This window comes from Ruegeria sp. BHSA118 (assembly GCF_059613405.1).
Genome location: NZ_JBXWSM010000026.1, coordinates 42,767 through 52,324 on the forward strand (window position 1 = coordinate 42,767; position 9,558 = coordinate 52,324).

Genomic DNA, 9,558 nt, shown 5'->3' on the forward strand with positions numbered 1-9,558 from the left:
CCTTATTTTCCCAAACAGAAGCTGGAGAAGATTTCATCCAACAGAGTTTCCACGTCTATTCTGCCCACCAGGGATTCCAGGGCGCGTATGGCGGTTCTCAGCTCCTCTGCCGCGATATCATACAGGTCTGGGCCTGATTCCAGAACCGCGATTGCAGATGTGAGTGAGTCCAACGCTCGGGTGATTGCAATGCGGTGACGTTCCCGAGTTGCAATACCATGAGTAGTGGTTCGCTGACGCAGAACACGCGATATCTGGCCTACTAACGCATCTATTCCCTGACCTGTTTTCCCTGACACACCCTTCCCCTCGATCCCCCGAAGGTCTGCTTTGGGCAAAACATGTATATCATCTTCCCGCATCTCCACCCCCAGGTCCCTCGGCGTTTCAGACAGGAAAACGCGAAGATCGGCGGCCTCCGCTCTGTTGCGCGCAAGCTCGATACCCAGGTTTTCGACATGATCTTCGGTCTCTCGCAGTCCTGCCGTATCCAGCAAGGTCACCGGTAATCCAGCCAGATCCATTCGAACTTCGATCACATCGCGCGTGGTCCCGGCATATTCCGAAGTAATGGCCGCCTCACGGCCCGCCAAGGCATTCAAAAGAGTGGACTTTCCCGCATTTGGAAGGCCGACGATCGCAACCTCGAACCCTGTACGGATTCGCTCGGCAATTTTGACGCCATTTGCTTCACGATGTAGGTCTGACATGACGCCTTGAATCAGCTCGCGCACTTCCGGCGTCACATCGGTTGGAACTTCTTCATCAGCAAAGTCGATGACTGCCTCCAACAGGGACGCAGCCCGTATCAGATCCCGACGCCACCGTTCAGCCAACGTGCCCAGCTCGCCCGCCAGAATGGTCTGAGCTTGCTTACGTTGTGCTTCCGTTTCTGCATCGATTAGATCGGCCAGACCTTCAACCTGAGTCAGGTCCATCTTGCCGTTTTCCAGCGCCCGGCGTGTGAACTCACCCGGTTCAGCGATGCGCAACCCTTCCATATCAGACAGGCAGCGCAGCACGGCGTTGACAGAGGCTGTGCTTCCGTGAATCTGAAGCTCGGCCACGTCTTCACCGGTAAAACTGGCCGGGGCCTGAAAGGTCAAGATCAATCCGTCGTCCAAACGTGATCCGCCATGATCGGTCAGAGTGCGCAGGACCATGCCACGCTTTGGCAGCGCACCACCTGTCAGGCGCGCCGCTGCTAAATGGGAGTCTGGACCCGAGAGGCGGATGACCGCCACCCCGGCTTTGCCCTGCGCGCTGGCCAAGGCGAATATCGTATCCATTCGAAGGCCTCGCTAGAGTTAAAGACCAGTGTCAGGTGTTCATGGAATCGAAGAATTCGCTGTTTGTCTTTGTCTGCTTCAACTTGGACAACAAGAACTCGATTGCGTCGGTCGTGCCCATCGGGTTGAGGATACGCCGCAGAACGAAAGTCTTGGCCAGATCGCCCTTGTCGACCAGCAGGTCCTCTTTCCGCGTGCCGGATTTGAGGATGTCGATGGCCGGGAACACACGCTTGTCCGCGATCTTGCGATCCAGAACGATTTCCGAGTTACCAGTACCTTTGAATTCTTCAAAGATGACCTCGTCCATCCGGCTGCCGGTATCAATCAGTGCGGTTGCGATGATGGTCAGAGACCCACCCTCTTCGATGTTCCGTGCGGCACCGAAGAATCGCTTGGGACGCTGCAAAGCGTTGGCGTCCACACCACCGGTCAGAACTTTACCCGAGGATGGGACCACTGTGTTAAAGGCCCTACCAAGTCTTGTGATCGAATCAAGAAGAATAACAACATCTCGTTTGTGTTCGACCAAACGCTTGGCTTTTTCGATGACCATTTCCGACACGGCCACATGGCGCGTCGCGGGTTCATCAAAGGTCGAGGATACCACCTCGCCCTTCACCGAACGCTGCATGTCGGTAACTTCTTCCGGGCGTTCGTCGATCAGCAGGACGATCAGGTAGCATTCCGGGTGGTTGCGCTCGATCGAATGCGCGATGTTTTGCAGGATCACCGTCTTACCGGTGCGCGGCGGCGCCACGATCAACGACCGCTGGCCCTTGCCGATCGGCGCGACCAGATCGATCACCCGTGCGGACTTGTCCTTTATGGTCGGATCCTCGATCTCCATCTTCAGACGCTCATCCGGGTAGAGCGGGGTCAGGTTGTCGAACAGGATCTTGTGCCTGGCTTTCTCGGGATCTTCAAAGTTGATCTTCGTGACCTTCGTCAGCGCGAAATAGCGCTCATTCTCATCCGGGGCTTTGATCTCGCCTTCCACGGTATCCCCTGTCCGCAATGAGTGCTGGCGGATCATCTCGGGTGAGACATAGATGTCATCCGGGCCGGGCAGATAGTTCGCCTCGGGCGAGCGCAGAAAACCGAAACCGTCCTGAAGCACTTCAAGCACGCCATCGCCACCAACGGTCCAGCCTTCATCCGCGCGTTCGCGCAGGATCTGGAACATCATCTCGCCCTTGCGCATGGTCGAGGCGTTTTCGATCTCCAGTTCTTCGGCCATCGCCAGAAGGTCTTTGGGGCTTTTGGCTTTCAGATCGGCAAGATTCAGGGATTCGGTTGTCATGATATATACCTTCACCGCAGGCAGCGCGGCACGAAGTGGAATTTCAGTATGGAAGATACGCCGCCCGGACGGGCGTGTTGATCCCTACATAAGCGCAGTGCGGGGCGGAGTCAAACAGGCCCTCAGAACTTCAGAACAACCGCCAGAACGATGGCAACCATCAAAACGGTCGGGACCTCGTTCATCATGCGAAACTGCCGCCCACTGAGCGTGTTTCGCCCTTCCAGAAAATCCTTGCGTCGCGCCATCAGCCAGTGATGAAACCAGGTCATGCCGATCACCGCCGCGCCCTTGACCCAGGGCCAGCTCCAATCCCATCCCACGATGCCTGGCGTGAACACCATGATCAAACCACAAACCCATGCAACTATCATCGCCGGTCTCATGATCACACGCAGCAGCTTTTCTTCCATTTCAAAGAAAATGTCCTGTGCGCCTTCGACGGCCTGCGCCTTTTCGACGTGATAGACGAACAACCTGGGCAGATAGAACAGGCCGGCCATCCACGAAATCACAGCCATGATATGGAGCGATTTCACCCATGGGTACAAAGTGAACAGAAGATCGGTCATTTCGGCTCCGGGCGTAGTTCGAAACCCTCCCTAATAAAAAAATAAGAAAAGAAAAAGGATGATGGTTTTGTAGGGTGAGTAAAATCCGTGGATTACTTTTTTACACAAGTGTTTTCCCCAGGTGGACAGAACACGGAAATTTTCAGGTGATTCTGTTGGTGGATATTTTTATCATTTAAAATCATAAAGTTATTATCAGTATTCCTTGTCCCACTTGGGGATAACTGGTAGGAGAGTTTGGGATATCGGGGTTTTCCAGAGAAACTGACTTATCCTTGTCCGGACGGGATGGGGTTTGAGCGACTCGGGGATCTTTGGCGCGAAATCCACGGGGTTGCGTGTCAACCGGAAAACCATACAAAGCACCCCTGAACTCTCAATGATTTGCGCACGGGGTTTTCCACATGTCTGTCCCCATTCTTCTTGCTTCCGGGTCCGCCATTCGCGCGCAGCTGCTTGAAAATGCAGGCGTACCTTTTGTGGTTCAAACCGCGCGCGTGGATGAAGAGACGGCCAAACGCGCCCTGCTGGCTGAAAACGCGTCACCACGGGACATTGCCGACACCCTCGCAGAAATGAAGGCGCGGAAGGTCAGCGACAAAAACCCCGGTGCCATGGTTCTGGGATGTGATCAGGTTCTGGATTTTGACGGTCAGCTGATGTCAAAACCGGAAACCCCCGAACAGGCGTTGGCCCAGCTGAAAGCCATGCGAGGCAAGCGTCACATGCTTTTGTCCGCAGCGGTGATCTATCAGAATGCTCAGCCGATCTGGCGGCATGTGGGGCAGGTACGATTGCGGATGCGGGCCAGCTCTGATGCCTATCTGAAAGACTATGTTGTGCGGAACTGGGACAGCATTCGCCATGCGGTCGGAGCCTATAAGCTGGAAGAAGAAGGCGTCCGCCTGTTCGCCACCATTGACGGCGACTATTTTAACGTTTTGGGTATGCCCCTGTTGGAGTTGCTCAACTTTCTGGCTGTCAAAGGGGTAATCGATCAATGACGGACTATCGGGTTCCTTTGGCCGGTGTGATTGGACATCCCATTGGTCACTCACGATCCCCCAAACTGCATGGCCATTGGCTGAAGACATATGGTCTTGCCGGTCATTACATCCCGATGGATGTGGCACCCGCTGATCTGGAAACTGTACTGCGCACCCTGCCCAAGGCGGGTTTTGTCGGCGCCAATGTGACCGTTCCCCACAAGGAAGCCGCTTTGAAGATCGCGGATCATGCGTCTGACCGTGCGACGGTGATAGGTGCGGCGAACACTCTGGTGTTTCGCGACGACGGCTCGATCCACGCGGATAACACTGACGGGTACGGGTTCATGGAGAATCTTCGCACCGGTGCGCCGGACTGGAATGCAAAGGACGGGCCCGCTGTTGTCTTCGGGGCCGGAGGGGCCGCGCGCGCCGTGTTGCAGGCATTGTCTGACGCGGGTGTTCCGGAAATCCTGCTGACCAACCGAACCCGCGCCCGAGCGGATCATCTGAAAGAGGAATTCGGTCAACGTATCCGCGTGGTGGATTGGGTTCAGGCCGGAAATGTCATCGAAAACGCAGAACTCGTGGTCAACACCACCTCGTTGGGCATGCAGGGCCAACCGGAATTGCGGGTTCCGCTTGACGGGTTGCAGCCCGGTGCCGTGGTGACGGATCTGGTTTATGCCCCGTTGAAAACCCGCCTGTTGCAAACCGCTGAACAGGCAGGTTGCACCGCAGTCGATGGCCTGGGCATGTTGTTGCATCAGGCCGTGCCCGGTTTCGAACGCTGGTTCGGCGTGCGCCCCGAAGTTGATGCTGATGCGCGTGCGGCGGCCTTGGCATGAGTTTTGCGCTTGGCCTGACCGGTTCTATCGGCATGGGGAAAAGCACGACGGCGCAGATGTTCGTCGAAGAAGGTTGTGCCTTGTGGGATGCGGATGCGGCGGTGCATCGCCTGTACGCCATTGGTGGAGCAGCGGTTGAACCAATGCGGGCAGCCTTTCCCGATGCGTTACGTGATGGGGTGGTTAGCCGAGACGCGTTGAAACGGATCATCGCGGATGACCCGGCCACGTTGAAAACGATTGAGGCGATTGTGCATCCTCTGGTCGCTGCTGACCGCGCAGCATTTCGTGAAGCCGCGACAAACGACATCCTGGTGTTCGACATTCCGCTTTTGTTTGAAACGGGCGGTGACGCGGCGATGGACGCGGTGGCGTGTGTTTCGATCCCGGCCGACGAGCAAAAGCGGCGCGTCATGGAACGCGGAACAATGACCGAGGCGCAGTTCGAGCAAATCCGCGCCAAGCAGATGCCGAACGACGAAAAATGCGCGCGGTCGGATTACGTCATCGTGACCGACACTCTGGACCACGCCCGCGCACAGGTGCAGGATGTGGTCAGGCAGATACGGTCGGGGATGGCAGATGCGTGAAATTGTACTGGATACCGAGACCACCGGGTTTGACCCCGAAAGCGGTGATCGGATCGTGGAAATCGGCGCCGTTGAACTGTGGAACCACGTCGCAACCGGTGAGACGTATCACGTTTACATCAACCCAGAACGTTCGATGCCGGAAGAGGCATTTGGCGTGCATGGCATCGGCCCGGATTTGTTGGAGAACCCGCGGCCGCCGGAAAAGGGTGAAGTGACGCTGAAAGACAAACCGGTTTTTGCCAAAGTCGGTCACGCATTTCGCGAATTTGTCGGCGATGCGCGGCTGGTGATCCACAATGCATCTTTCGACATGAAGTTCCTGAATGCCGAACTGAAATGGATGGGTGCCCCGCTCATCCCGATGGAACAGGCGCTGGATACGCTGGCGATAGCGCGCAAACGGTTCCCCGGTTCCCCGGCCTCACTGGATGCGCTGTGCCGTCGCTTCAATATCGACAACTCGAACCGTGTGCTGCACGGCGCGTTGCTCGACTCTGAAATCCTGGCCGAGGTTTATCTTGAGCTGATCGGAGGACGACAGCCCGATTTTGGCCTGTCAACATCTGCATCATCCGTGGCAGGCGGCGGCGATGATTGGCGCCCGGCACCACGAGCCACGCCACTGCCGTCTCGTATTACCGAGGATGAACGCGCGGCACATGACGCATTCATAGAAAAACTGGGCGACAATGCCCTGTGGACCCGCACCTGATCCCGTCAGGCACGGGCCAAACCCTCAGGCGTCTGTCTTCTGGGACTGTTCGGCCTGACGACGCATCAATTCGTTGCGATACAGGGCGACAAAATCGATATTGTCCAGATTCACCGGTGGGAAACCGCCGTCCCGGGTGATGTCGCTGACGATGCGGCGCAGGAACGGGAACAGCATCCGCGGGCATTCGATCATCAGGAACGGGTGTAGCTGGTCTTCCGGCACACCTTCCACGTGGAACAGGCCGCAATAGTCCAGCTCACACAGGAACAGAACGTCTTCCAGGCCTTTGGCTTTGGATGTCAGGTTCAGCTTGATTGACACTTCGAACTGGTGGTCTGCCGGGCGCTTCTTGGCGTCCAGATTCACCTGAACGGCGATTTCGGGCTGTACGTCACCGGAAACACCCTTCTGGGCCATCACGTTCTCAAAGGACATGTCGCGGATGAACTGCCCCAGAACACGCATCTGAACTTGCGGGGCGGCTTTGGCCGCAGTGTTTTCTGCAGCGTTTTCTTCGGCCATGGATCTACTCCAAAAATGAAATTCGCCACTGCTTATCAAGTTGGGCGCGGCACCTCAATGCCGGTGGGGGCCTTCCACCCATTTAGACGGCTTTGACGGATCATTTTTCGGGCGGACCTCGGTAAAGTCGCCGTCTATGATGTCACCCTGATCGAACGGATTTCCCCGTGACTGAAAACCGGGGCCCTGACCCATTTGAAACTGGGTAACGGTGACTTTCGATCTGAGATACCTGAAAACCGCAACCCGCACGTCGGGAACAAGCAACGCAAATCCAATGGCATCAGTGAAAAATCCCGGTGTAAGCAACAAAGCGCCCGACAACAGGATCATCGCACCATGCGCCAGCGGCTCGGTCGGGTCGTCCAGTTCGGCAAACGACCGTTGCAGGTTTCCCAACGCCATGCGACCTTGTGTCCGCACCAAAACAGTGCCCAAAACCGCCGTCAGTACTACGATGGCAAGAGTTGGCCACAAGCCGATCAGCCCGCCAACCTGAATAAACAGCGCGATCTCGATGATGGGCACCAACAAAAATGCCAAGAACAGATACATTTGCGTTATCCTTTCCCTTAGGCCGGGCTGTGGACTTGCCACCTACGGTCACCTACATAGTGGCATGAGGCCGCGTATACAAAGCCGCGGTCCTGAAAAGAGGATGAAATGAACGAACCCATGATCCAGTTGCTGGTCCTGGCCGGAATTGCCGTTTTCCTGATCCTGCGCCTTAAGAGCGTATTGGGCACGCGTGAAGGTTTTGAAAAACCGCCTGTGCAGCAGCAGCCCGAAGCGCATAAATCGCGCCGCGATTTCGAAGTGATCGAAGGCGGCCCGGATCATGACATCACAGACCATGTCCCGGAAGACAGCGAGCTGGCACAGACGCTGGCGGCGATGAAACGCGTTGAACCCGGTTTTTCCGTCACCGAGTTTGTTCAGGGTGCCCGCGGTGCCTATGAAATGATCGTGATGGGGTTTGAGAAGGGAAACCTGGACGAGATCCAGCCATTCCTGTCGGAAGAAGTTTTTGAATCCTTCGTTGCGGGCGTCGCCGCACGAGAAGATCAGGGCCTGACGATCGAGGCCGAGTTCATCGGTGTCCGAGAGACGACCCTGACGGATGTGAAATTCGACAAGGATACCAATCAGGCCGAGATTACCATGAAATTCGTGGGTGAACTGACTTCGGTCGTGCGGGATCGCGGTGGCGATATCGTCGAAGGCAGCCCCAACACCGTGAAACGCCAAAAGGACAGCTGGACCTTTGCCCGTGTGATGGGCAAGGACGATCCGAACTGGCTGCTTGTTGCCACGGACGCATGATTGCCACGCTCCGGTCGCTTTTACTGGTGGGTGCAATGACCACTGCCAGCGCTGCCGGGGCCGAGGCAACGCGATCCATTCTGTCGTTCGATGATCTGCGTGGCTGGGCCGAGGATGACCATGGTGCAGCCCTGTCAGTTTTTCTGAACACCTGCGGGGATCTGAAGGATCCCGATTGGCGGGCCCTGTGCGGTGTGGCAAGAACCTATGATGCTGAAGCGGCACGGTCGTTCTTTGAGCTCTTTTTTCGCCCTGTTCTGGTCGAGGATGGTGAGGATGCCCTGTTCACGGGGTATTTCGAACCCGAACTTGATGGTGCGCGCACCCGGACGGATCGTTTCAAATACCCCATCTACAAAATGCCGTCCGAGGCCCGCGCTGAGGGGCCCTGGCTGAGCCGCCGAGAAATCCTGACCAGTGATGTCATGCAGGGCCGCGGGCTTGAGATCGCCTGGGTCGATGACCCCGTCGAGTTGTTCTTTCTGCAAATCCAGGGTTCCGGCCGCGTTCGATTGCCGGATGGCGGCGCTTTGCGCGTCGGGTATGGCGGTGCGAACGGGCATCCCTACAGGTCAATTGGCGTGGAACTGGTGCGGCGTGGCATTCTTGGCGCGCATGAGGTCAGCGCGCAGATGATCCGCGCCTGGGTGCGCAAGAACCCCGAGGCCGGTGCGGAAATGCTGCTCCACAACCCATCATACGTGTTCTTCCGCGAAGTTTCACGTGTCGCGCCTGAACTTGGGCCGCTGGGCGCCATGAACCGATCTGTCACGACGATGCGCAGCATTGCGGTTGACCCGGCCTATACCCCGCTGGGCGCGCCGGTTTGGGTGGAAAAAGACGGCAAGAAACCGATCCGCCGCCTGATGATTGCGCAGGATACAGGTGCGGCCATCAAAGGCGCACAGCGGGCCGATATCTTTTTCGGAACGGGGGACGAAGCCGGACAGGCCGCGGGCAAGCTGAAGGATCCGGGTCGGATGGTGCTGTTGCTGCCCATCCAGCGTGCCTATGCCCTGCTGCCGGATGAATTCTGATGACCCGGCGCAAACTGACAAGCGAAGAGATCGAGCTGTGGCGCAAGGTCGCCAAACAGGCCGAGAGGCTGCACCCCGAGATCCCGCAGGCGATCCATCCGACCACTTTGCCGAAACCCAAGCCCAAGAAAACGCCGAAACCCCGTTTTCAGGCATTCGAACTTGGACAGACCCATCAGTCGAAACCGAAACCGAATGACCTGAAACCTTCGGTGACGGATGCGTTGCGCAATACGCCGGTTCAGATGGACAACAAGGCCTTTGGCCGGATGAAGCGCGGCAAGTTAAAACCCGAAGGCAAGCTGGATCTGCACGGCATGCGGGTGGCTTCGGCCCATCCGGCGCTGATCCGATTTGTCCTGAGCGCGCA

The 9,558-nt window shown here is 57.0% G+C and carries 12 protein-coding genes; 7 read left to right on the plus strand and 5 right to left on the minus strand.

Annotation, left to right across the window (positions count from 1 at the left end):
• Positions 1-2: 2 nt before the first annotated feature.
• From mnmE to AC2FNN_RS10170, 3 genes are all read right to left on the minus strand, one after another.
• The gene (gene mnmE / locus AC2FNN_RS10160; RefSeq protein WP_496758330.1) at positions 3-1,289 is read right to left on the minus strand and encodes a tRNA uridine-5-carboxymethylaminomethyl(34) synthesis GTPase MnmE; all 1,287 of its coding nucleotides are present in this window, start codon (positions 1,287-1,289) and stop codon (positions 3-5) included.
• Positions 1,290-1,320: 31 nt separating this feature from the next.
• Entirely contained in the window at positions 1,321-2,592 is a 1,272-nt protein-coding gene (gene rho / locus AC2FNN_RS10165) for a transcription termination factor Rho (RefSeq protein ID WP_171635359.1), read from the minus strand.
• A 122-nt stretch (positions 2,593-2,714) separates the two neighbouring features.
• Positions 2,715-3,164: a CopD family protein gene (locus tag AC2FNN_RS10170; RefSeq protein ID WP_171171524.1), complete on the minus strand. Its 450-nt coding sequence runs from the start codon at positions 3,162-3,164 to the stop codon at positions 2,715-2,717.
• A gap of 404 nt (positions 3,165-3,568) precedes the next feature.
• On the opposite strand from AC2FNN_RS10170, the gene AC2FNN_RS10175 reads away from it, so the two are divergent.
• The 4 genes from AC2FNN_RS10175 to dnaQ are packed head-to-tail and all read left to right on the plus strand — an operon-like array spanning position 3,569 to position 6,303.
• Positions 3,569-4,168: a Maf family protein gene (locus tag AC2FNN_RS10175; protein WP_496758333.1), complete on the plus strand. Its 600-nt coding sequence runs from the start codon at positions 3,569-3,571 to the stop codon at positions 4,166-4,168.
• Entirely contained in the window at positions 4,165-4,998 is an 834-nt protein-coding gene (locus tag AC2FNN_RS10180) for a shikimate dehydrogenase (RefSeq protein ID WP_496758335.1), read from the plus strand. Before AC2FNN_RS10175 ends, AC2FNN_RS10180 begins: the two co-directional genes overlap by 4 nt.
• Positions 4,995-5,588 carry a dephospho-CoA kinase gene (coaE, locus tag AC2FNN_RS10185; protein WP_496758337.1) on the plus strand — a complete coding sequence of 198 codons (594 nt, stop codon included), beginning with the start codon at positions 4,995-4,997 and terminating at the stop codon, positions 5,586-5,588. The genes AC2FNN_RS10180 and coaE overlap by 4 nt, the downstream gene beginning before the upstream one ends.
• Positions 5,581-6,303, plus strand: a complete 723-nt coding sequence (dnaQ, locus tag AC2FNN_RS10190) for a DNA polymerase III subunit epsilon (RefSeq protein ID WP_496758339.1) — start codon at positions 5,581-5,583, stop codon at positions 6,301-6,303. Before coaE ends, dnaQ begins: the two co-directional genes overlap by 8 nt.
• 24 nt (positions 6,304-6,327) lie before the next feature.
• Here the strand turns inward: dnaQ and secB are convergent, their stop codons facing one another.
• Positions 6,328-6,828, minus strand: a complete 501-nt coding sequence (secB, locus tag AC2FNN_RS10195; protein ID WP_496758340.1) for a protein-export chaperone SecB — start codon at positions 6,826-6,828, stop codon at positions 6,328-6,330.
• A 54-nt stretch (positions 6,829-6,882) separates the two neighbouring features.
• Positions 6,883-7,383, minus strand: coding sequence for an FxsA family protein (locus AC2FNN_RS10200; RefSeq protein ID WP_496758342.1), 501 nt, complete (start codon positions 7,381-7,383; stop codon positions 6,883-6,885).
• A gap of 108 nt (positions 7,384-7,491) precedes the next feature.
• Here AC2FNN_RS10200 and AC2FNN_RS10205 point away from each other — a divergent pair, with 108 nt between their 5' ends.
• The 3 genes from AC2FNN_RS10205 to AC2FNN_RS10215 form a co-directional block, all read left to right on the plus strand.
• Positions 7,492-8,151, plus strand: a complete 660-nt coding sequence (locus AC2FNN_RS10205) for a Tim44/TimA family putative adaptor protein (protein ID WP_152459622.1) — start codon at positions 7,492-7,494, stop codon at positions 8,149-8,151.
• Positions 8,148-9,188 carry a murein transglycosylase A gene (gene mltA, locus AC2FNN_RS10210; protein WP_496758344.1) on the plus strand — a complete coding sequence of 347 codons (1,041 nt, stop codon included), beginning with the start codon at positions 8,148-8,150 and terminating at the stop codon, positions 9,186-9,188. The genes AC2FNN_RS10205 and mltA overlap by 4 nt, the downstream gene beginning before the upstream one ends.
• On the plus strand, positions 9,188-9,558 hold a 371-nt coding region (locus tag AC2FNN_RS10215; protein WP_496758346.1), incomplete at its 3' end, for a Smr/MutS family protein. The genes mltA and AC2FNN_RS10215, both read left to right, overlap by 1 nt.

What these genes read in the sequence shown, in the direction of transcription:
- mnmE (WP_496758330.1), bottom strand. Translation starts at nt 1,289, where the DNA reads ATGGATACGATATTCGCCTTGGCCAGCGCGCAGGGCAAAGCCGGGGTG.
- rho (WP_171635359.1), bottom strand. Translation starts at nt 2,592, where the DNA reads ATGACAACCGAATCCCTGAATCTTGCCGATCTGAAAGCCAAAAGCCCC.
- AC2FNN_RS10170 (WP_171171524.1), bottom strand. Translation starts at nt 3,164, where the DNA reads ATGACCGATCTTCTGTTCACTTTGTACCCATGGGTGAAATCGCTCCAT.
- AC2FNN_RS10175 (WP_496758333.1), top strand. Translation starts at nt 3,569, where the DNA reads ATGTCTGTCCCCATTCTTCTTGCTTCCGGGTCCGCCATTCGCGCGCAG.
- AC2FNN_RS10180 (WP_496758335.1), top strand. Translation starts at nt 4,165, where the DNA reads ATGACGGACTATCGGGTTCCTTTGGCCGGTGTGATTGGACATCCCATT.
- coaE (WP_496758337.1), top strand. Translation starts at nt 4,995, where the DNA reads ATGAGTTTTGCGCTTGGCCTGACCGGTTCTATCGGCATGGGGAAAAGC.
- dnaQ (WP_496758339.1), top strand. Translation starts at nt 5,581, where the DNA reads ATGCGTGAAATTGTACTGGATACCGAGACCACCGGGTTTGACCCCGAA.
- secB (WP_496758340.1), bottom strand. Translation starts at nt 6,828, where the DNA reads ATGGCCGAAGAAAACGCTGCAGAAAACACTGCGGCCAAAGCCGCCCCG.
- AC2FNN_RS10200 (WP_496758342.1), bottom strand. Translation starts at nt 7,383, where the DNA reads ATGTATCTGTTCTTGGCATTTTTGTTGGTGCCCATCATCGAGATCGCG.
- AC2FNN_RS10205 (WP_152459622.1), top strand. Translation starts at nt 7,492, where the DNA reads ATGAACGAACCCATGATCCAGTTGCTGGTCCTGGCCGGAATTGCCGTT.
- mltA (WP_496758344.1), top strand. Translation starts at nt 8,148, where the DNA reads ATGATTGCCACGCTCCGGTCGCTTTTACTGGTGGGTGCAATGACCACT.